The following is a 21,600-nucleotide window of genomic DNA, read 5'->3' on the forward strand; positions in this document are numbered from 1 at the left end:
CGAATTAAGTGTATTTCATAACATCAATCGTTTACTTCTTCACTACTCTCTTGCACAATAGGGTAAACATTAACTTACCTAACCATTTGGTAATGAATAATTACCACTCCTGACTTAAGCTGTCTGCTCTCAACAAATTTGAGTGGCTGCCGTGCATCCAGGGTAAGTTTATCGAAAAGACGTACGCCGCCATTTCCTGCTATTACCGACTGTATGCAGAAATAATAATCATCCACTAATTGCTGTTTAGTCAATTCTGCTATCAGGCCCGGGCTGCCTATTGTCAGCAGGCCTTGTTGACCAGGTTGCTTAAACTGGTTAATTGCGGAAGTTTCTACTGCTTTTACAATAGTTGAGTTGCTCCATGTAGTTGCGGTAAGACCTGATGAAAATACATATTTTGATTTATCAGTGAGCGCCTTCGCCATGCGTACCTGCGATTCAGCCGCGCCTTCCTTTTCAAGTATGGCCGGCCATATTTGCTGGAACAACTCAAAACTGTTGCGGCCAAACGCTACAGTTTGGGTTTCGCCTAATAAACCATGTACAAATTCATGAAATTCGGCATCGGCGTTTACATATTGACTGTCGACAAAACCGTCCGGCGTGGTGTTAATTAAACTAATTACTTTTCCCATTTTATTATTTTTTATGATTCAAACCTACCGGATAATTTACACCTATAAAGGGTGTTCATTTAACAACATAAGGGGTTGTTTGTGCAAATGAATCAATGTAACTTGCAGCATGAAACAGGTAACATTTTTCATGGCGGATGGTGTGTTGAAACCCAGCTGTCTGTTTAACGCTATTGAAGTATTCGAAAAAGCGAACGAATTTTATGTCAACAAAGGGCTTGTGCCGTACTATGATATTCAATTGGCGGGTATAAACCTGCAACAACGTTTATTGAATATCTCATTCTCGTTCCAGGGTTTACAAGATATTACAACAATAAAAAAGACTGACATAATTATCCTGCCGAGCTTTGATACCCGGGATGATTTTGCCATAAATACCAGCCGTAAAGCACTTGAATGGGTGACCGCTCAATATAAAAATGGAGCGGAAGTTGCAAGTTTATGTACAGGCGCGTTTTTATTGGCAGCAACCGGCCTACTGAAAGGACAACCCTGTTCAACCCATTGGAAGGCGGAAGTTCCGTTTCGTGCCTTATTCCCGGAACTGAACCTGACTACCGACAAAATCATTACTGATTACAAAGGTATTTACACGGCGGGTGGCGCCGTTTCCAGTTTAAACCTTATCCTCTACCTTATCGAGAAATATAATGGCCGGGAAGCGGCTTTATATTGTGCCAAGGTCCTACAAATTGATATAGAACGAAATTCTCAATCGCCTTTTATAGTATTTGAAGGGCTTAAAGACCATCGGGATACCGAAATAAGGGCCGTGCAGGACTTTATAGAAAAAAATATTGTAGAAAAAATCACTGTCGAATCCCTCGCCGACCTCTGCGCTATGAACCGGATAAATTTTACGCGTCGCTTTAAACGAGCCACCAAAATCTCCCCGGTCGACTATATTCAGCGTATAAAAATAGAAGCGGCTAAAAGAAATCTGGAGGTGGGACGTAAAAATGTGAACGAGGTGATGTACGCAGTTGGTTATACCGATGTCAAGGCTTTCCGGACGATTTTTAAAAAGGTAGCTGGACTTACGCCATTGGAGTACAGGGTGAAGTTTAGCCAGGGGTAGCCTACCGGTTTATTGTAAATCAGCGGATGGGGTACTATCAGTTCCTTAAATAAAATAAGAATCGTAAATTTGTTTTGAGCCGCTAAACAACAACCCATGCCATTTTTATCCCGCATATCCCTCCCTTCCCTGCAGGATGGCACTTACCTGCAACATATTCCAAGCCTTAACCAGGGATTGCAACTCACGCTAGAAAATAACGTAACATTCTTTGTTGGCGAGAACGGGTCGGGCAAGTCGACCTTGCTGGAAGCCATTGCAGAGCAATGCGGATTTAGTCTGAGGGGCGGCAATCGGAACCACAATTTAAATACGGGCCACCGGTTTGAAGGGTACGAATCGGCGCTGGCACCGTGCCTGCAGCTGACTTGGTCTCCGCGCAGGATAAACGAAGGCTTCTTCATGAGAGCAGAAAGTTTTTTCAACTTCGCGTCCTACATTGATGAATTAGCTGTAGACGATAGGCGCATTTTTAATGCCTATGGCGGTCGGTCACTGCACGAGCAATCGCATGGCGAATCGTTCCTTTCTTTATTTAATAACCAGTTCGAGTCTGGTATCTATATCCTTGATGAGCCTGAAGCCGCCTTGTCGCCGGCAAGGATATTGGCCTTTATGTCGGTAATTCATGAACTTGACCGAAGCGGCCGGGCGCAATTTATAATAGCTACCCACTCGCCGATGCTAATTTGTTACCCGGGCGCCACTATTTACCAGTTTGATGAAAGTGGTGTGCGCGAGACGAGTTACAAAAATACGGAGCACTTCTATCTCACCAAATCGTTTTTGGATAACCCGGAGGCGTATTTGAGGCATTTGATGGACGGTTGAAGGCATCCGTCACATTTTTCTCAACTTAAATATCAAAAACTCCGGTATCTTACTTAGCCGGTAGTAAGTCTGCGGCTCTATCTCTTTAAGTTCTTCTAACGGACGGGGATCTACCAACCGTTCGATAAGAAAGCCGGCGTCCGTAGCTGCCGTGGCAATATCGCCAATTGGCATAGTCCAGGTGTTCGCGGTGTTTTTGCCAAGGGCGTCAATCGTTTTTCTTTTGGCAAAGTAATCTCCTGTGATTGTTACTTCGCGGGTGTCTATCTTTTCGTTTATCTGTAATGTCCGCGTGAAGAATTCTTCGCTGCCGGTATCGTCCATTGCAAACCGCAGCGGGTGCCCGCATGAAAAGAGAAATGATGAATTTGATTTCAGTATGCGATATACATGTTCAAATACTTTACTCCAATCCTCTACGTAGTGGATCGCAAGGCTCGAGTATACAAAATCAAAACTATTGTCAGGGAAGTTGATAGCTTCCATATCCATGATATGGAACTCGCATTCGGGATATGAATTTTCGGCGATTTTGATCATCTCATCGCTCATATCGATGCCTACTGATTTTGCAGCGCCCTGCCTTTTGAGGTATATGCTGTCTTCCCCGCTCCCGCAGCCCACACTTAGTACGGTTTTACCTTCAATATTGGGTAATAGCGCGTACATTGCCGGCTTTTCGTAATACGCATGGTAGACGGATTCTTTCCGATTTCGAACGTGAGCAGCATATTCTTTTGCTCTCAACTTATAGAATTGTGCAGATTTATCGTCGGTTGACATGTATAAATATACAATAAATCTGAATTGAACCTATATCGACAGATATCGAATTAAAGCCGCCTGGTCTTACTCCTTACTTACTAAACTCCCCAAAATGCCATAGTATCCCTGAGGGATCATGCACGTAACACTCTTTACCCCAGTCAAACACCCGAACAGCCGTTAATTTTACGCCCTTATATTTACCAGGCAGCTCTAACGCCACCAAATCGTCCCAAAATTTGTCAACATCGTCAACTTCCATAAAAACCATGGTATTGTCTATCCAGTCTTTTACATAGCCATCCTGCAGGTAGAAAGCCAATCCGCCTGATTTAAACACCGACATATTATGAAACAGCACAGTTTCCTCAAAACCGAGGTCACGATAAAAACTGCGCGATATTTCAAAATTTTCGGCACCAATAAACGGGCGGATTGACTTACCTCTGTGTTGCATTTTTTTTACCTAAAAGTTTTTATTTCCCTTCCCTGATGGTTATATTCCTGTAATCAATCGGCCCATGGTCGCCTTGGATAAATATCGGGCCGGGTTCGCCTTCCTTGCTGTCGATGGCGCCGCCTGTTATGCCGGGTATTATTTGGTTGCTTATCACAGTTGTCCCGTTAGCTACAACAGTTACCATTCGGCCAACCAAAGTAACGTCGTACGACTGCCATTCGCCCGGGTTTTTCGCCATCATTTTGTTTGGCGGCAAAAAGCCGTAAATAGCACTAAACTGGCAATTTATTGGTTCAGGTTCGCCACTTTTGGTATCGATAACCTGCAATTCGTAGCGACCGCGCAGGTAAACGCCGCTATTGCTACCCTGTGGGTAACGGAACTCGATGTGTAGTTTAAAATCTTTGTAAGTTTTATCGGTCAAAAGGTTAGCACCTGAATGCGGGCTCCTCAAAATACCTTTTTCGGCAATCCATTGGTTTTTTTCGCCGTCGGCATGCCAGCCTTTGGTATTTTTGCCGTTAAACAAGGCCACAGCTGGCCCCCAAACCGGGGCTTTAGAGCGAATTAACGCGGGTGCGCGTACGCCGGTCCAGTTATAAGTCGCGCCATCAACATAAACCATGGTACCGCTAATTTGATTGCCTTTTACCTCGAACTGGAAATCCATGTTGCTTTTACCGTCTTCCCACTGCGGCGGGATGGAAAAGCTGTATTTACCAAAATTGTCTTTGACTTCCGATACTGGCCGGGCACTGCCGAAAGCATAGCAAAAACGGCCGATAAGCGTATGCGTGCCTGATTTTTGCACTTCCAGCCACGATGGTATGCCCTTTCCATCTTTGACAATCGTTAAATCCCAACGCCCAATTATATCCGGGTCTTTTTTCATTTCTGCGTGCTGTGCAAAAATCCTGGTGGTCGAACAAAGTACCAGCAGCAACATAATTTTAGACTGCAGAAAACGGGTAACATACTTACGGCCGAACATCGATAATTTTTTCATTTTAGTATTTTTGGTTGATTTTATAGGTTGTTATTGATTTTGAAAGGTAGCTTTTTATTTCGTTTTATAAAAACATCAACAAATGCAAAACAGTTTTACTAACTGTCAATTTTTAGTTGCGGCCTGTACCCCGCCCTGAATGCCTCGACTGTAGATTTTGGCGTGAGCACAGTTACTTTTGATAATGAAGGGAAAGCTGCGGTTTTATCGTAGCCGAACGGCGTCCAATGATGGATTAACTGGTTCGCCACCAAATAAGGTTCGTTGTCGAACTTTATAAAAGTACCATCCGGCAAATCATTTATATCAGCTTCAAAGGTTACTTTTTCGTTATTCGCATCAATCCTTTCGGCCTGCAATATATCGTCGAATTTATTGATTGATGTTTTCTTATCGAACCCGTAGCCGGGATTACCTTTAAGCCAGGCCGACTTAAAGCGATTGGCATCTTCGCGCCGGCATTCAAAACAGGGCCGGTGGCCTGCAGCAAACGCAGTAGCCTCGTCCAAAAAGAACAATTCCGTCCACAACCCGGGCGACATGACGTGCCTGTGCCTGTTTTTAAATTGCAGCACGCAAATAATCCAGGCCTTATGCTTAAACGGCCGCAATATAGTTTTGCCTTTACCGTGCAATTGGCCACGGTTACCCAGCCAGGCGCCGCGTGCGCTGGTGGTGATGATATTCCCTTGCGGGTCTACACGGTTTTGCAGCATACGTTAGTCGAAATACGTTTCGGTGGACGCAGATAGCGTAAGCAGTTCCAGCTTTGGTTCAACCTCCATCCCACTCGCTTCCAGTTCAGTAGCAAATTTTTTAAACGAGTCGAGTGAGGTCAGCACCTCATGCGCAGCCTCGTTTTCTAACTGGTCGAAGTGCATAAATGTTTTACCATCGGGTAGCAACCATGCACCATACTTTATGCCGGGATGATTGAGCAGTTTTAATTCCGAGACGATAGCTGCGATATTGGCCTGGTTGACGGCGACATATTCCGGCCGCACTGTGTACATAACCCTAACAACTTTCATGTTATCTTTTTTGCGGAAAGATAGCAAAGTGTTATTTCTTTTTCAAGGTTATTACGGTTATCTCCGGCCAAATGCCCAACCTGCCCTTAAAACCCAGGAAGCCAAAGCCGCGGTTAACATACAGGTATTTGCCCTTGCGTTCATAAAGACCCGCCCACTGCGGGTACATATATTTTACCGGGCTCCACTGAAAACCAAACAACTCGATGCCAAACTGCATGCCGTGCGTATGCCCGGCCAAAGCAAGGTTAATATACTTTTCGTGTTCCAGTGTTTTCGCCTCCCAATGTGAGGGGTCGTGCGACATCAGTATCTTAAATTCATCGTCGCCCACATTTGCCGCTGCCCGGGTTAAGCTGCCATATTTGTGAAAGCCACCCTTGCCCCAGTTCTCCACTCCTATTAAAGCTATAGCAGCGCCGTCTTTTTTTAATTGCACGGAATTGTTCAGCAATAACTTAAATCCGATCTCTTCATGTACTTGTTTTAATCTTACAAGGTTAGCTGCTTTTGTTTCCTCACTTTCCCAACTGGTGTAATCGCCATAGTCGTGGTTTCCCAAAACCGAATACTTTCCAAATTGAGCTTGAAGTTTAGAAAAAGTATCCATCCATGGTTCCATCTCGCTGGCTTTGTTGTTCACCAGGTCGCCGGTAAATAAAATTAAATCACTGTTTTGCTTATTTACCAACGAAATCCCCTTTTCAACGCCTTTTCGACTGCTGAAACTGCCGGCATGTATATCGGACAATTGGGTTATAGTGAAGCCATCAAACTCTTTTGGCAAATCATCAAACTTTAAGGTTACGCGGTGGACTTTATAACGGTGCCGCCCGCCGGTCATGCCGTAAAGTAAACTTATAAAAACAAATAGGGCGACAAATACAGCAAGTTCGCTTGCCCAAATACTGCGCGGTGGAGAGCTTCTGAATATCCGCGTAATATCCTCCACCAGCAAAACCGGCATCGCCAAAATTTTAGGTACAAAAGCAAGCAGTGTGCCTGCCATCAGGGCGGCAATCAAATCGACTGGCGACCTGTTACCGCGACCACGGCTCATCAAAACTGCAAACCCTAAGGCAAGCAATAAATCAACCAGCCAGTATCCCCATAAAATAAATTGATTGTTTGTGAGTGTTTCAACAGCTTTAAAAAAGTAGAAATCGGCTGCTATCCATGCAAATAAAATAAACGGAAGTCGTGTTCTCATGTGTACAAAAGTATATTGGCCGTTAATTGTTTAGTTACGGTTGCTAATAGCATGACGAACCGCAAGGAAAAACATTTTAAATAAAAACAGGCAGGTGTTTTATTGACATTTCTGTGGCCTTTCGTCGCGCCGTTCATAAATGCCAAGATTGCAACCGGCCAGGCAATGTTATTAGCTCCCCAGTAAGGATTTTCAATTTCGCTGCAAGCTTTTTTATGGTTTGCCAATTCGGCTGCAAATAAATAAATGTTATACATAATAAGTAAAAACCGGTCGGGACAAATCGGCTCACATCTTATAACATTTTTGTTGCCTGTGATTCAGGAAAACAATAATAGTTATATTGCCCATTGTAACAATTAAAAGTTGTCCCTATGAAAAACCAATTATTTTTAACCGCGGCACTTGTATGTGCTACAGTTATTACTTACGCGCAAACAACCATCAAACAAGCTAATATACCATCGGCTAACCCTGATAACGCCGAAGTATTTACCCCAATCCCCAATACGGTAGTTCCTGGCAAAACATTCAGTAACGCACCATCAGATGCGATTGTGTTGTTTGATGGCAAAAACCTGGATGAATGGATGTCTGAGGATAAATCGCCTGCAAAATGGAACGTTGCAGACGGTATAGTTACCGTGAACAAAAAGGCGGGCGATATTGAAACGAAAAGGCAATTTAACAGCTACCAGTTGCACATTGAGTGGCGTATTCCTGCCGACATAGCCGGCGAAGGGCAGGCGCGCGGCAACAGCGGCGTGTTTTTGTCCGGCAAATACGAAATACAGGTCTTGGATAATTATAACAACGAAAACAAAACCTACACAAACGGCATGGCCGGCAGCGTTTATCGGGAAGCAATCCCGCTGGTTAATCCCGCAAAAAAGGCCGGCGAATGGAATGTTTACGACATAGCCTATTCTGCACCGGAGTTTAATGATGATGGCTCGGTAAAGGCCCCCGGACATGTTACCGTGTTTTTTAACGGCGTAATGGTGCAGAATAACACGGAGATACGCGGTGGTACCTCGACAGATAAAAAGCATGTATATGTTAAACATGGCGCGGCGCCGTTACGGTTGCAGGCACATGGTGATAAAAGCGTCCCTATCAGCTACAGGAACATTTGGATAAGGGAAGAATAATTCCTCATAGAAACAAAACACTGTATCTTCAGATGACATAAAAAGCCTGGCCCAGACTGCCGGGCTTTTTACATTTTAAATAAATATTCAACCCCTTTGTGACATTCTTTTCCCCCGTGCTACTAATTACCTGTAATTAACAATTAAATTAGTAAAAGCATATGCAAACAAATGGGCACGCCTAAGCAAAACGAACAATTTCTATCAATAATTGAGCAACACAAGGGCATCATTTACAAAATTGCCAATTCGTTTAAAAAGGACGAGTATGATAAAAAAGACCTGATGCAGGAAATCATCCTGCAATTGTGGCGTTCCTTCGCCAGCTATGACGAAAAAAGCAAATTTTCTACCTGGATGTACCGGGTCGCGTTGAACGTGGCGATCGCTTCCTATCGGCAAGAAAAAAGAAAAAAAGAGCTGATAAGCCCTATGCCCGACAGCATTATTGCATTTGCCGATGAGAACGACAAAAGCGATAAAGAATATGAGCTAAGCCTTTTACACCAATTCATCTGCGAATTGAAAGAGCTCGACCGGGCACTGATGCTGCTATACCTTGAAGAAAGAAGCGGTAAAGAAATGGCAGAAATATTAGGGCTAAGCGAAACAAACATTCGTACCAAAATAAACAGGGTAAAAGAACAATTAAAACAAAGGTTTTCAAAAATTAACATTAAATAAAATGGAAGAACTGGATATAAAACAACTATGGCATACATACGATTTAAAGCTTGAAAAATCGCTGCAGCTTAATCAGAAAATAATGAATGAACTGCAGGCCCAAAAGGCAGAAACCAACATCAGTTCATTCCGCCGCAACCAGGTGGCCGGGGTTGTGTTTGGCATACTTTGGGTATTATTTTTAGTATTCTGGACGATAATCGGCCACCGCAGTATTTATTTCGCCGGCTCGATGGGCATTATTGCATTGTTCAATATTTTCGCGGTGGCTACCTATATCAGGCATCTTGCCCTGCTCGACCAGGTTGATGTCGCCGATAACATTACCCATGCCCAGCAAAAGCTGGCAACCATCCAGTCGTCCTTAAGTAATTCGGGCAGGATAATGATATTGCAGACACCATTTTGGTGCACTTTTTGGTACAGCCAGCAACTGGTTGACCATGGCGGCAGTACTTTTTGGACGATCAACCTTACTGTAGTCGCGATTTTTATCGGCTTATCAGTGTACCTGTACAAAAAACTCACTTACAGAAATATCCACATAAAATGGGTAAAAGCCTTTATAGAAGGTTTTGGCGGCAAAAAGTTAATTAAAGCAATGGAGTTTATGAACGAGATTGAAGACTTTAAAATGGATAAGGAGCTTGATGTTGCATAACTTATAATTTCACTTAAGCGTTCCAAAGCGTTCCATTTTTACACGCGGAACACCCCGAACGCTATGAAACACGCTGATTATCAATCACTTCAATTTTTATCAATATTTAATGTATTGATTATTAAGCGATTAAACAAATATCGGGGAATTCCTTACACACTTTTAGCAGGCTTATACTGGATGCGGGCCTTTAATGGGAATACCTGCCAGTCGGCAACACGCCTGCAAATCGTTCCATTTTTTCGCACGCGGAACACCCCGAACGCGCTTAAACACGCTTAAACACGCTTACTATCAGAATATTAACTTTTAGCAAATTAGTAAACATCTGATAATCAACCTATTTAAATTCAACTCTTTCGTCTCGCCCTAAAAAATTCACACTTCACTTTAATACTGAATTTGTCCCTACTGACAAAACACTGTCAGCACTTTAACCACAACAACCACCTAAATTTGTTGTAATCATTATCACCATGCAACCCAACCCACTATCCGAACGCCCGCCCATTATCGAACAATTGCGCGCCGAAAGCCGCGGACTACCTTACCGCCCTGCCAGAAGAAATACCCGTCCCGAACACGCGCGACCCTCCCCCGAAGACGTTCGCCGCATGTTTACCATCGAAAACGGTAACCGCTGGCTGGAACTGGCCCGGCGCGAACCCGAAGCCAAAATGCTGTTCGGCGAACTTTGGCACCAAGGCGAACTCTGTATGCTGTTTGCCGACACCAACATCGGTAAATCGATACTGTCGGTACAGATCGGCGAAAGCATTGCACGCGGACAAAGCATTGCACCTTTCACCTGCCAGGCGCCACCCGCCCGTGTGCTCTACATCGATTTCGAGTTGAGTAAAACCCAGTTCGGACTGCGGTACAGCCGAGGCCAGGAGGACTACCAATTTTCGGATAATTTTTTCCGCGCACAATACAACTTCATACCCGACCCGCCGCCCAACGTCAACGAAAACGAACTGCTTATCGCGGCCATCGAATATAAAGTAAACCAGGCTAAGGCCACCGTGCTCATTATCGATAACATCACCTGCCTGCGCGGCGGCACCGAAAATTCGGCGGTGGCGCTTTCGCTCATGAAAAGCCTCAAAGCGCTAAAAACCGAGCACAACCTGTCCATCCTCGTACTGGCGCATACCCCCAAGCGGCGGAACGCCACCCAACCCATCAGCGCCGACGACCTGCACGGCAGCAAGCTGCTCATCAACTTTGCCGACAGCGCCTTCGCAATCGGCAAAAGCACTGCCGACAATGATCTTTGCTACCTCAAACAAATCAAGCAGCGCAACACCCGCCAGCGCTACGGCTACGATAATGTAGCCCTTTGCCGCATCCAGAAACCCGGCACGTTCCTGCACTTCACCTTCGAAGGCTACAGCCCCGAACGCCAACACCTGCTCACCTACACGGCCGCCAACCGCCGGCAATTGGCCAATAAAATAGCCACCCTCTCCGCCAACGGCCACAGCCAGCGCGATATCAGCAAACTGCTGGGCATAGGCCTTGCCACGGTTAACTTGCTGCTGCGCCGGGGTTTAGAACGTTCAGATGGGGAAGGATATGCAGATGCACTAATGACCAATGACGCAATGACCAATGACCAAGAAAACCGTCCGCATGTAAAAGAAGCGGCCATGTGCGATTCCCTCCCCGGGGAGGGTAGGGAGGGGTATTCGGAGCCGGGAATTACTTACGAAGAAAGGCCTGACGAGGAGCACACAGCCGCACAAGATATACGGTATTCGGAGCCGGGAATTAAATATGAAGAAAGGCCTGACACAGAACACCCAACCCCGCAGCTTATCCAGCCCACGCCAATAACCAACCATGCGATGCTCAATAACCAAAAAGCACTTCCCGGACTAATACCCAAACCCACCTGGGGTATCAAAACATCAGTAATTGATATGGCGCTCACGCCGGAACTGCTGGAACAAATATTAAGAATGAATGCGCTGGAAAATTCTATCCGGAAAGAAGGATGGAGAAAAAAGTGAGCCAGATTATTAATATTAACTGCTATAATAGTAACTTACAGTTCTTTATTTCAATAGTCATGAGCCTGTACTATCTCATTTATTCAAGCGTACCCACGAGAATATTAAATGATGCCGAACTCGGTCAGCTCCTGGCTACTGCCCGGGCAGAGAATAACAACCACCAGGTAACCGGGATGTTGGTTTGTTTGGCCGACAGCTATGTACAACTGATAGAGGGACCCGAAGAAGCTATAATAACACTTTACCAAAACATTGTTAAGGATACCAGGCACGAGCAAGTAGTTACTTTAAAGGAAGGAAAGACAGGCGTGCGGGTTTTTTCGGATTGGGCAATGGGATTTGACAAGGACAATTATACTTTAACAGATTATTCAAATACGTTCCACCTGTTAGATGACAATCTATCGAAATTATTAGATATTCTATACGATAACTAAAAAGCTGACTGCCCACGGCTCCCGCCAGTAATACAAGTGTCTCGCTTGATGCCAGTAATTTAAGCGATTGAACCGCCCGGATTAGCCGGCCTAAATCCTTTAGTCCGCAATTGCCCGTCCCTGCTTTCTTCTCAACCCAACTAATACCAGCATTATTACAACCGACAATAATATAAACACCAGGTAGCTATAGCTCAAGTTAAGTTGATCTTTAGCCGGAATGCCCGCTACCACAAGGTAAGTAAGCAGCGAAAGAAGCACATACACCATGCCACCTGTAAACCCGCCTGACATACCCGCATTTTTAGGGAACCGGCTTAAACAGTATGTAAAATAATTATTGTAAGTAAAACCGGCGCCCACATGTATCACAAAAGCAAAAAATAGCAGCACATAAACATTGTTCACAAATTTTGCAGTTACGATCATTAACACTACCACTATAAGCTGCACTAAAATATTGATAAACAGCTTACCAAAAAACGGCCGGTTGATCAATGCTTTACCAATAAAGCCGCCGGCCATCCACGCCAGGCCCAAAATAAGCGAGCAATAACCCGCAACAACCGGTGTAAATTTAAAGTGATGCTCAATAATAAACGGACCGGTCATGTTATACATGATCACCATCGAATAAGCAAAAGTTAACATCAGGATACCGAGGCTGAACGTAGTTGCTTTGATCATTTCGACGTATATGGCAGCTATTTTTTTTAGCTGGAATGCTGTGCGATGCCGAATAGTTTCGCCGCTGTATAAAAGTTCCAGCACAGCTATAACTGATGCCAGTGCCGCCAGGAAATAAAAATTTGATTGCCAGCCGAGGGTATGTTGGAAATAGCCTCCCAGGAATGGGGCCACTATTGGCCCGGCAGACCAAATAATGGTAAACATGCTGAGGTAATGTTTTAGCTGCGCCCCTTCGTATACATCCACAAAATAGGCCCGCTTGGCTATAACTATCATAGCCACTGTAATACCGTGGACTATTCGCATGGCGTAAATTACATAGATATTACGGGTAACGGCAATGATTATGCTTGCCAAAATAAACACCATGATCGCGCCCGTACTAAACTTGTATCGCCCGTAGGAGTCTAAAACACTGCCCAGGAACAATTGCGAGGTGCCATAGCTGATGAGGAACAGCGTGAGGGTTAATTGCACCTGTATACTGCTGATGTGCATATCGGCGCCCATATTTGGTAACGAAGGAATATAAATGTCTGTAGCGAACCCCGACAGGGGCAACAAAGCGAACGCCAGTATGGTTGAAACCCGTTGATTTTTGACTTGTGGTGTTGTTATGGCAGATGTTGTAAGCATTTGCCGCAAAGTTAGCAATAGCCCAAATGCGGATTGTTTGCTGGAAGTAATAAAGAAAAAGGGCGTTGTTTGAGCCCGGTTAGGTAACTTTAATCTAAATTTTCTCGGTAATCTCTTTTACAATCTTCTTTAGTTCGCTGAGAGAGCTTGAACTTGTTCTCGTATTGATTTTAATATTGAAGACATATTTTCCTTTTCGCACCATCACCAGGTCAAAATTTTGATTGCCGGTGTGGTATACGGCTTCATCGCCGAAGTTATCAATCTTCACCATTCCGTGCGTTCTGTTGGAAAGATAAACATCTGAAAATCGTTTAATGGCACCGTCAATAATCTGGTATTCCTCGAAAAAAAAATAGACCGCGCCAATTTTGCCGGTTTTAGGATCTGCCATATCCGCCTGGTAACCGCATAAATAAGTAAACGACGACGCTTCCTTTTTACTAACGCTATCGGTCAGATGTGCAGCAGTCCCTAAAATCTTAACTGCTTCTGCTCTGGCAAATAATTTGGCCGAATTAAATTTATCGATCTTAAGCGAATAATATTGGGGGTGTGCATGACCGAGATTCATTATTGTTAATCCGGTTACTATTGCAAACTTTGTAAACCACATTTTATAAATATTAATTTTTGATATTTCTTTAAATAAAAATCATGAATTAAGTTGTTTTCACATAAGAAAATCGACGTATTACACAAAAAGTAGATCAAACAAGAATTATTGGTATCGAATATCTGATTGACAAATAAAAACACTTTGCGCCCCGTAAGAGGCCGCCGACAAGAGGGGAAGAAGCGTTAATTCGGTTTGCGGCCAATATTATTTATCAAATTAACAGATGAATACGAAAAAAACGAAGTGAGAACTAACTTCAGCGCAGTTTCCTACAGGCGTTTGAAAATCAGCGCGTCTACCATCCCGCCCGTTCAAGCATGTTGATTGAATGCCAGAAATTTAAGCGGGACGTTTAAACTTATCTATGTCCAGGCAAAATGCCCGAACAGGCGGGTGACCACCGACAGCCAAACAAGCACATTAAAACTACTCATAATGGAATTTATTGTACTTATACTCCGTTTTGTTATGAGCCAAAGCTAATGCATCAAAACTGTCATTTTTTTTAGTAGTGCCAAATCTACAAAAAACACTTTTTACCGATGGGTTTTCCAAAACTGGAATTAGGTTCTCTGGCTCTTGATTTTCAGCCAATACATATAAAAACTCGTTAAGCGCGGGAGCCGTTTTCAATGTTGAGATATCTATTAATCCCTTCAGATTTTCGAGACTAACTCTTCTCAGTGCAGTTAAATTATCGAAGCTCGGAAGCTCTTTTACTTGTTTTAACGATTGAACAAACAAATTTTGAAGTGTTGTTAACTTCGAAATGAATGACAAGTCTTTTAAACCCCTCACTTGCCACAATTCCAAATATTTTAAATTTGGTAACGACATTAACCCATCAAAGTTCTTAATGCCCCCTAACTTAATATCTACAGACCATAAATCCTTAAGTCCAGCTAAATAATCTACATTGTTAGTCGAAATCGAACGGAGAGTTATCTCCTTAAGTTTATGCAGATGTTTAATTGCTTCAATGCCTTTCTGTTGCCCTTCTAAGTGCAGGGACTCCAAATTTGAAAATCTTCCAATTGTCTCAATATTGGGTTTACTCGACCTGGTTTGATGAAGAGAAAGGGCTTTGAGATTAGGATCAATATTTTTTAAAAAGTCAAAATTGTCTAAATTAAAAATACCTACTCCAAGTTCATCAAGGTTTTTCAAGGTAGTTACGCTTTCAATTTCTTTTGCATCCATTAAGCAGTCAGCCGAAAATCTTCTTAATGATGGAATTTGTCCAATAAAGGTCAGATCACAAACCTTACCATAGTGTCCAAATACTCTCAATAATATATCAGGTCTTTTGCAAAACACCGTGGTTTCTAAAAGAGCTATATCATTTTTAGATAGTGGGTTCGAAAACTGGATCGATCGGGTCTTTAGATTATTGCTTAGTTTTTCAAGATCGCGTTTGGATATACCCTCTGAAATCTCATATTGGCCATTCGTTTCGCTAACAACATGCACGCTTGTTACATTAGATTGTCCTTTTGGTTTAAATATGTTAAACATACCGAATCTGATATTGTCGTATGGTTTTGTTGGTTAAGTTAGCTATAAAAATAGCTTTTTTTATCGTATGCAGATCATGGATTTCCTGCTGGTGCTCACCAAAAACAACAAAGCCCTATCCGCTTTTGCGGACCAGGCTTCATGTCGATTCTTAAATGTACTCAGAGCCCCGATTCGATCGGGGCACTCCGTTTACGGGAATCCCGATTTAAATCGGGACGTGTCTACCCGTTTATTAATTTAGTCCGTTCTTAAAATCGCTAATCAGTTTTTCAATGAATATTCGGCTCTTCATCGATTTAATATAAAGTTCACGCGAATTTGCGGCTGCTTTGGTTTCGAATGTCTCATAGCTCATTAAAACCCAGGGGCCTTTATTTTTAGTTGCCTTAACCATTCCTGTATTGTGTCTTAGTAACCTGGCTTCAATATCTTCAGTGTGCCCGATGTAGTACCGACCACTTTTTGACGATTGTAAGATATAGGCATAAAACATAATTGGCTAATATAACAAAAGCCCCGAGAAATCGGGGCCTTTGTACTCAGAGCGGGAATCGAACCCGCACTCCGTTTACGGGAACAGGATTTTAAGTCCTGCGTGTCTACCAGTTCCACCATCTGAGCAGGTAGTATTCATGGAGCACCAGCTGTTCGTTCAGCCTTGTACTCAGAGCGGGAATCGAACCGGCACTCCGTTTTACGGGAATCCCGATTTAAATCGGGACGTGCCTACCAGTTCCACCATCTGAGCGTGGTCCATTTGTTATTGGCTTTGTAAATATACTAACCTTTAACAATAAATCCCTTCTTTTGGAAGGGATTTGAGCGAAAGACGAGATTCGAACTCGCGACCCCGACCTTGGCAAGGTCGTGCTCTACCAACTGAGCTACTTTCGCATTTTTTTCCGCTTTTAACCGGCCTTCAATCGCTGAAGCCCTTACCTCGTTTGCGGGAGTGCAAATATAGGCAGAAAAGGATTTCCTGCAAGGAAAATTTTTATTTTTTTTAAAGTTTTTTATAAGTCATTGGATTTCAAAAGGTCTGCAATCAAATCCGCCTCAAATCCCCGGCTTACAGCGTAATTCTGCAATTTGTAGTTCCGTTTAAACTTATCTCTTTCTATAACAGTCCGGGCCTTTTTGGTCAAAACGGCCTCCAGCATCCGCATATAGTCGTCGCCATCAATGGTAAGCAGCGCTTTTTTTATCAAAACATCGGGCACTTTTTTAAACTTAAGGCCCTGTTTTATCTTAATCCTGCCCCACCCCTTTTGTTTAAACTTACCCTGGGTGTAGGCTTTTGCAAAGCGTTCTTCGTTTAAGTAGTTGCGGCCAATCAGTTCGCTGATGATATTTTCAACCGCATCAGGCCATAGCCCCCACTCGTAAAGCTTGTCCCTCACCTCCTGCTGCGAGCGTTCCTGGTAGGCGCAATAGTGCTCGGCCTTGGTAAGCGCAACTTTTGGGTCGGTTATTTTCGTTTTTTTCGGGCTATCCATTAAAACCAAAAATCGTTAAAAATTCTTCTATCTACAGAAATATAAGCAAATTCGTACCATGCTCAGCAATCAATACACCATTACTGAAATACAGCAGATACTAAACGCCGATGGGGATATTGTTAAAGATTACACCATCAGCACTTTATTAACCGACAGCCGCCGCATCAGCAGCGCTACCGCCGGACTGTTCTTTGCATTAAGCGGCCGCCGCAACGGCCACGAGTTTATTGCCGAGGCTTACGCAGCGGGTGTCCGTAATTTTGTGGTGAGGCAGGGCAGCGACATCAAAGCACCCGAAGCGAATTTTTTAATGGTCGCTGATGTGCTCTCAGCGCTGCAAAATTTAGCCGCTTATCACCGCAACCGTTTCAATTTGGAAGTAATTGGCATAACCGGCAGTAACGGGAAAACCATTGTGAAAGAATGGTTGTACCAGTTAATATCTCCCGATAAAAATATTGTGCGTAACCCTAAAAGCTATAATTCACAAATTGGCGTACCACTTTCCGTTTGGCAGATCAATGAGAAAAACGATCTGGGCATTTTTGAGGCGGGAATCTCCACGGTTGATGAGATGGACAAGCTGGAAGCCATCATAAAGCCAACAATAGGCGTGCTGACCCACATAGGCCCGGCCCACGACGAAGGTTTTGAAGACCGCAGCCAAAAGGTAACGGAAAAACTAAAGCTTTTTAAAAACTGCCGCCTGCTCATACACAACTTTGAGCAATTGCTCGACTATGAATACAATATACCCGCCGAAAGCTGTTTTACCTGGAGCACCACGTTTAAGCAGGCAGATCTATACGTTTTTAGCGGAACAGTAATTTCGAAAAACCAGTACCTAAGGGCGATGTACAAAGGCCAGGAAATTGAGTGCCTTATCCCCTTCCTGGATGAAGCCTCGGTTGAGAACGCCACCGTTTGCTGGGCTACCATGCTGGCCATGGGCTACGCCCCTGCCGACGCCGACGACCGCATAGAGCGCCTGAGCGCAGTAAGCATGCGCCTGGAACTAAAAACCGGTATTAATGATTGCTCAGTTATTGATGATTCGTACAACTCCGACCTGCAATCGCTGGAGATTGCGCTGAATTTTTTAACACAGCAAAATCAGCATCGTAAAAAAACGGTGATCCTGTCTGATATCTACCAGTCGGGTTTGCAGGCCGATGTTTTATACAAACAGGTAGCCGATTTAATAAAGATAAAGCAGGTGGATAAATTCATTGGTGTTGGACAGGCATTGTTAGGTCACCAGGAATATTTTGATACCGCAGAAAAACACTTTTACCCCGATACTGCGGGCATGCTACAGCATTTGCGCGCGCTTAATTTCAAGGATGAAACCATCCTGATAAAAGGCTCGCGAAGCTTTGAATTTGAGCGGATAAGCCGGGCCCTGGTACAAAAGGCGCACGAAACCATATTAGAGATTAACCTGAATGCCTTATTGAACAATCTTAACTTTTACCGGTCCAAATTAAAACCGGGCGTAAAAGTGATGGCCATGGTTAAGGCTTTCAGCTATGGCAGCGGTACGTTCGAGGTGGCCAACATACTGCAATACAACAAGGTTGATTATTTGGCGGTCGCGTATATTGATGAAGGCGTTGCGCTACGCAATACCGGCATCAGTCTGCCCATAATGATATTAAACCCCGAAGCCTCAGCATTTGATAAGCTGACCGAGTTTAACCTGGAGCCCGTTATCTACAGTTTCGGCCTGTTTGATGATTACATAAAATACGCCCGCGAAAAAAATGTGCTCAACTACCCTATCCACCTAAAAATTGATACCGGTATGCACAGGCTGGGTTTTGAAAACGCAGATATAGAGACGTTATGTGATATGCTGGAAGAAAACCGGTATGTAAGGGTCGAATCCATATTCTCGCACCTGGTAGCCAGCGAAGACAAAAAGCACGACGAATTCACCAAAACCCAAATCAAAAAGTTCGAATCGGCTTTTAAACTGATTGAAAGCACGCTGGGTTATAAGGTGATCAAGCATTTAAGCAATACATCGGGCATAATACGCTGGCCGGGCGCGCAGTATGATATGGTGCGGCTAGGTATAGGCCTTTATGGTATTGATATGGGTATGGAAACACCTGATACCGGTCTGCAGCCCATTGCCAGCCTTAAAACCAGCATAGCCCAGGTTAAAAAAGTAAAAGCCGGCGAAACCATCAGCTACAGCCGCAGCGGCAGCCTGCCAAAGGATGGCAAAATTGCCACCGTGCGCATTGGCTATGCCGACGGCTATTTACGCGCCTTTGGCAACGGCGTTGGCAAAATGCTGGTAAATGGGCAACTCGTGCCCACCGTTGGCAACATCACTATGGATATGTGCATGATCGACGTTACCGGCATCGATGCCCGCGAAGGCGACGAGGTGATAATATTTAACGAGGACCAGCGTATTAATGAACTAGCCACGCAAATTGGCACCATCCCCTACGAAATATTAACAAATGTATCGCAACGGGTAAAAAGGGTGTATTTTTACGAGTAGAAACCAGGTTTAAAGATGAAGCAATTGTTCCGCGCGCTTTTACGGTATTTTTTTAAAGGGTTGTTGGTGGTAGTCCCGCTGGGGGCTGCGTTCCTGTTGATCTTTTGGGCGGTTAAAACTTTGGATAATGCGCTTAACCTAAGCGATTTCTTATGGACCGACCCCAAAACCGGCAAGCCGATGTACATACCCGGCCTGGGTATTGTAAACGTGGTAGTACTTATTTTAGTAGCCGGCATACTGGTTACCAACGTTGTTACCGACCCAATAAAACGCTGGTTTTATCGCTGGCTTAACCGCTTGCCGCTGTTTAAATTCCTGTATTCTTCCATCAAGGATTTAACAGAAGCATTTGTTGGCGAGGAAAAGAAGTTTAACGAGCCTGTTTTAGTTGAGATAAACGAATTTGGAGTAAAGAAAATAGGCTTTGTGACCCAAAAAGATCTTTCGGCATTAAACCTGCCGGGCGACGTAGCAGTGTATTTCCCATGGTCTTACTCGTTTGCCGGGCAAGTGATCATCATATCTGCCGATAAGGTTAAACCTATCGACAAAAGCGCGGCAGATATGATGAAGTTTGTAATCTCTGGCGGGGTTAGCGGGCTGTAGCCACCTGCGGCGACACATCAACTTTTGGCGATTTACGGAACGCCAGCAACGCCGAAATAACTGCCGAAATGGTACCCAATGCTGCCATAGTAGCAATCATCCCCATAAAATTCATCCAAGGATTTTTAAGCATTATCAACTGCGCATTAACTTCCTTAACTTTTGCGGCATACTGGGCGGGGCTCATTATTTTGCGGTATTCGCCCAAATCGTAGCTGGCAATGTTCTCGTAAAAATGCGGGTCGATATAAATTACGTATACCGTTTCAATTATTGAATAAGATACGGCCGGGATGGTTATAATAAGCATCGCTATTTTTAAGGCCCGCAAAAAGCTGATGCTGCCACCGCTCATCACGTCGCGGTAATAACGGATGCCAAAATAAACAAATACCATTGGGCACAATATGGCTATATACCCAATGCCGCCCTGTATCTTATGGCTTACATGCGTTATGTCTATTAGCAGCCATACTAAAACAAATGTTACAAATTCGCCAATGCCTGCATATAGCCCATAGCGCCAAACTATTTTTTTCATAACTTGTTGATTTTTAAGTCAAATAAACGGCAAGTTTTTAAAATTACAATTATACGGAAGTAGTATTTTGACGGAATTTGTTAAAATACAACTTTAGTAGTAGGTGATTTTTTTGTGTAGAGACGCAATACTTGCGTCTCCCGCGTGCAATGGTCGCAAGGTGGGTGAGAGCCGCAAGTATTGCGGCTCTAAGTTGAGAATTTCGTTTATTTAATAATCGACAACTCCAGCGCTTTCTTAATCGCCTCAGTTCTTCGTTCAACCTGTAACTTTTGAAAGATATTAGAGATATGTTTTTTGATAGTATTTTCAGACACAAACAATTTGTCGGCTATTTGCTGATTGGAAAGGCCCTCGTGAATCAGCAGCAGTATTTCAGCTTCGCGTTTGCTTATGCCAGATTGTAACAATTGGTCGTGGTTAATTGCCACGGGCTGCTGGTGGTTTACAACAATGGTTTTTGCGAATAACTTACGACTCAACAATATGCCTATCACCAAAAACAACAGGCTGAATGCGCCAATCCAAAAATCGCCTGAAGTTTCGTGACCTATACTGTAGAACTTTGCCACCCCGAATAATATCAGCAGCGCAGTAATTAACAAACCAAAGGCAATAACAACCTGTTTCATAATAGCAGCCACTAATTTAAGCTTTTTTGAAACTCAGAACAGCAATAACGGTGCTAATCAGCATTAATATCGATGCCAGCAAATAAGGCGTCCCGGCGAAGTACACTTTCGATCCTTGTTTAGTGAAAAAGAAAAATACGTAGCTCAAAAGCAACGGTCCCATTATTAAACTAATGTTGTTTAAAATCGAAAATGCACCTTGCAGCTCACCTTGCTCATTCGTGGCAACTTTGTCGGTGGCTAATGCCTGTAAGGCAGGCCGGGATAAACACAGAGGCAATAAGGCACTATCTACAAACACGACACAATGCGCTAAGAGCCTGCGGCCAAAAGGCCTGCTTATAAAGCGCTATTCAGACAGCATC

24 protein-coding genes and 2 tRNA genes are annotated in these 21,600 nt (G+C 43.8%); 9 read left to right on the forward strand and 17 right to left on the reverse strand.

Annotated features, from left to right (window positions below):
- Positions 1 to 74: 74 nt before the first annotated feature.
- A complete protein-coding gene (locus tag Q0R52_RS27610) occupies positions 75 to 638 on the reverse strand; it encodes a dihydrofolate reductase family protein (RefSeq protein WP_295801500.1) in 564 nt (187 codons plus the stop codon).
- A 109-nt stretch (positions 639 to 747) separates the two neighbouring features.
- Between Q0R52_RS27610 and Q0R52_RS27615 the strand changes: the two genes are divergently transcribed.
- Together Q0R52_RS27615 and Q0R52_RS27620 are read left to right on the forward strand one after the other, a co-directional pair.
- Positions 748 to 1,719 carry a helix-turn-helix domain-containing protein gene (locus Q0R52_RS27615; protein WP_295801503.1) on the forward strand — a complete coding sequence of 324 codons (972 nt, stop codon included), beginning with the start codon at positions 748 to 750 and terminating at the stop codon, positions 1,717 to 1,719.
- A 96-nt stretch (positions 1,720 to 1,815) separates the two neighbouring features.
- On the forward strand, positions 1,816 to 2,550 hold the full coding sequence (locus tag Q0R52_RS27620) for an AAA family ATPase (protein WP_295801505.1): 735 nt from the start codon (positions 1,816 to 1,818) through the stop codon (positions 2,548 to 2,550).
- A gap of 9 nt (positions 2,551 to 2,559) precedes the next feature.
- On the opposite strand, the gene Q0R52_RS27625 is transcribed toward Q0R52_RS27620, so the two are convergent.
- The 7 genes from Q0R52_RS27625 to Q0R52_RS27655 all read right to left on the reverse strand — a co-directional run bounded on the left by Q0R52_RS27625 (position 2,560) and on the right by Q0R52_RS27655 (position 7,279).
- Positions 2,560 to 3,333, reverse strand: coding sequence for a class I SAM-dependent methyltransferase (locus Q0R52_RS27625; protein ID WP_295801507.1), 774 nt, complete (start codon positions 3,331 to 3,333; stop codon positions 2,560 to 2,562).
- A gap of 73 nt (positions 3,334 to 3,406) precedes the next feature.
- Complete coding sequence (locus Q0R52_RS27630; protein ID WP_295801509.1) at positions 3,407 to 3,772, reverse strand: glyoxalase; 366 nt, start codon at positions 3,770 to 3,772, stop codon at positions 3,407 to 3,409.
- Between the two features lie 19 nt (positions 3,773 to 3,791).
- A complete protein-coding gene (locus Q0R52_RS27635) occupies positions 3,792 to 4,781 on the reverse strand; it encodes a DUF1080 domain-containing protein (RefSeq protein WP_295801511.1) in 990 nt (329 codons plus the stop codon).
- 98 nt (positions 4,782 to 4,879) lie between these two features.
- Complete coding sequence (locus Q0R52_RS27640) at positions 4,880 to 5,497, reverse strand: hypothetical protein (protein ID WP_295801513.1); 618 nt, start codon at positions 5,495 to 5,497, stop codon at positions 4,880 to 4,882.
- A 3-nt stretch (positions 5,498 to 5,500) separates the two neighbouring features.
- Positions 5,501 to 5,812, reverse strand: coding sequence for a hypothetical protein (locus Q0R52_RS27645; protein ID WP_295801515.1), 312 nt, complete (start codon positions 5,810 to 5,812; stop codon positions 5,501 to 5,503).
- Between the two features lie 31 nt (positions 5,813 to 5,843).
- Entirely contained in the window at positions 5,844 to 7,022 is a 1,179-nt protein-coding gene (locus Q0R52_RS27650; RefSeq protein ID WP_295801516.1) for a metallophosphoesterase, read from the reverse strand.
- Positions 7,019 to 7,279: a hypothetical protein gene (locus Q0R52_RS27655; RefSeq protein WP_295801518.1), complete on the reverse strand. Its 261-nt coding sequence runs from the start codon at positions 7,277 to 7,279 to the stop codon at positions 7,019 to 7,021. The genes Q0R52_RS27650 and Q0R52_RS27655 overlap by 4 nt, the downstream gene beginning before the upstream one ends.
- Before the next feature lie 117 nt (positions 7,280 to 7,396).
- Between Q0R52_RS27655 and Q0R52_RS27660 the strand changes: the two genes are divergently transcribed.
- The 5 genes from Q0R52_RS27660 to Q0R52_RS27680 all read left to right on the forward strand — a co-directional run bounded on the left by Q0R52_RS27660 (position 7,397) and on the right by Q0R52_RS27680 (position 11,973).
- A complete protein-coding gene (locus Q0R52_RS27660; RefSeq protein WP_295801520.1) occupies positions 7,397 to 8,173 on the forward strand; it encodes a DUF1080 domain-containing protein in 777 nt (258 codons plus the stop codon).
- A gap of 171 nt (positions 8,174 to 8,344) precedes the next feature.
- On the forward strand, positions 8,345 to 8,857 hold the full coding sequence (locus Q0R52_RS27665) for a sigma-70 family RNA polymerase sigma factor (RefSeq protein ID WP_295801521.1): 513 nt from the start codon (positions 8,345 to 8,347) through the stop codon (positions 8,855 to 8,857).
- 1 nt (position 8,858) lies between these two features.
- Positions 8,859 to 9,518 (forward strand): hypothetical protein, encoded by a 660-nt coding sequence (locus tag Q0R52_RS27670; protein WP_295801524.1) that lies wholly within the window; start codon positions 8,859 to 8,861, stop codon positions 9,516 to 9,518.
- Positions 9,519 to 10,132: 614 nt separating this feature from the next.
- Complete coding sequence (locus Q0R52_RS27675) at positions 10,133 to 11,533, forward strand: AAA family ATPase (RefSeq protein WP_295801525.1); 1,401 nt, start codon at positions 10,133 to 10,135, stop codon at positions 11,531 to 11,533.
- A 59-nt stretch (positions 11,534 to 11,592) separates the two neighbouring features.
- Positions 11,593 to 11,973, forward strand: a complete 381-nt coding sequence (locus Q0R52_RS27680) for a BLUF domain-containing protein (protein ID WP_295801527.1) — start codon at positions 11,593 to 11,595, stop codon at positions 11,971 to 11,973.
- 99 nt (positions 11,974 to 12,072) lie between these two features.
- On the opposite strand, the gene Q0R52_RS27685 is transcribed toward Q0R52_RS27680, so the two are convergent.
- From Q0R52_RS27685 to Q0R52_RS27715, 7 genes are all read right to left on the reverse strand, one after another.
- Positions 12,073 to 13,299, reverse strand: a complete 1,227-nt coding sequence (locus Q0R52_RS27685) for an MFS transporter (RefSeq protein WP_295801529.1) — start codon at positions 13,297 to 13,299, stop codon at positions 12,073 to 12,075.
- A 94-nt stretch (positions 13,300 to 13,393) separates the two neighbouring features.
- Positions 13,394 to 13,873 carry a hypothetical protein gene (locus Q0R52_RS27690; RefSeq protein WP_295801530.1) on the reverse strand — a complete coding sequence of 160 codons (480 nt, stop codon included), beginning with the start codon at positions 13,871 to 13,873 and terminating at the stop codon, positions 13,394 to 13,396.
- Between the two features lie 471 nt (positions 13,874 to 14,344).
- A complete protein-coding gene (locus Q0R52_RS27695; RefSeq protein WP_295801532.1) occupies positions 14,345 to 15,433 on the reverse strand; it encodes a hypothetical protein in 1,089 nt (362 codons plus the stop codon).
- A gap of 235 nt (positions 15,434 to 15,668) precedes the next feature.
- Positions 15,669 to 15,929 (reverse strand): GIY-YIG nuclease family protein, encoded by a 261-nt coding sequence (locus tag Q0R52_RS27700; protein ID WP_295801534.1) that lies wholly within the window; start codon positions 15,927 to 15,929, stop codon positions 15,669 to 15,671.
- A gap of 43 nt (positions 15,930 to 15,972) precedes the next feature.
- Positions 15,973 to 16,057, reverse strand: a tRNA-Leu gene (locus Q0R52_RS27705).
- Positions 16,058 to 16,257: 200 nt separating this feature from the next.
- Positions 16,258 to 16,330 (reverse strand) — tRNA-Gly (locus tag Q0R52_RS27710).
- A 119-nt stretch (positions 16,331 to 16,449) separates the two neighbouring features.
- Positions 16,450 to 16,932, reverse strand: a complete 483-nt coding sequence (locus Q0R52_RS27715) for a RecX family transcriptional regulator (RefSeq protein WP_295801536.1) — start codon at positions 16,930 to 16,932, stop codon at positions 16,450 to 16,452.
- A 58-nt stretch (positions 16,933 to 16,990) separates the two neighbouring features.
- Between Q0R52_RS27715 and Q0R52_RS27720 the strand changes: the two genes are divergently transcribed.
- Both Q0R52_RS27720 and Q0R52_RS27725 read left to right on the forward strand, forming a co-directional pair.
- Positions 16,991 to 19,453 (forward strand): bifunctional UDP-N-acetylmuramoyl-tripeptide:D-alanyl-D-alanine ligase/alanine racemase, encoded by a 2,463-nt coding sequence (locus tag Q0R52_RS27720; RefSeq protein WP_295801538.1) that lies wholly within the window; start codon positions 16,991 to 16,993, stop codon positions 19,451 to 19,453.
- 15 nt (positions 19,454 to 19,468) lie between these two features.
- The gene (locus tag Q0R52_RS27725) at positions 19,469 to 20,062 is read left to right on the forward strand and encodes a DUF502 domain-containing protein (RefSeq protein WP_295801540.1); all 594 of its coding nucleotides are present in this window, start codon (positions 19,469 to 19,471) and stop codon (positions 20,060 to 20,062) included.
- Here Q0R52_RS27725 and Q0R52_RS27730 read toward each other — a convergent pair.
- On the reverse strand, positions 20,049 to 20,603 hold the full coding sequence (locus Q0R52_RS27730; protein WP_295801542.1) for a DUF4199 domain-containing protein: 555 nt from the start codon (positions 20,601 to 20,603) through the stop codon (positions 20,049 to 20,051). The two genes, Q0R52_RS27725 and Q0R52_RS27730, sit on opposite strands and share 14 nt — an antisense overlap.
- A 206-nt stretch (positions 20,604 to 20,809) precedes the next feature.
- Positions 20,810 to 21,235: a response regulator transcription factor gene (locus Q0R52_RS27735; RefSeq protein WP_295801544.1), complete on the reverse strand. Its 426-nt coding sequence runs from the start codon at positions 21,233 to 21,235 to the stop codon at positions 20,810 to 20,812.
- Positions 21,236 to 21,600 lie beyond the last annotated feature (365 nt).

This window comes from Mucilaginibacter sp., from assembly GCF_025359345.1.
GTDB lineage: Bacteria > Bacteroidota > Bacteroidia > Sphingobacteriales > Sphingobacteriaceae > Mucilaginibacter.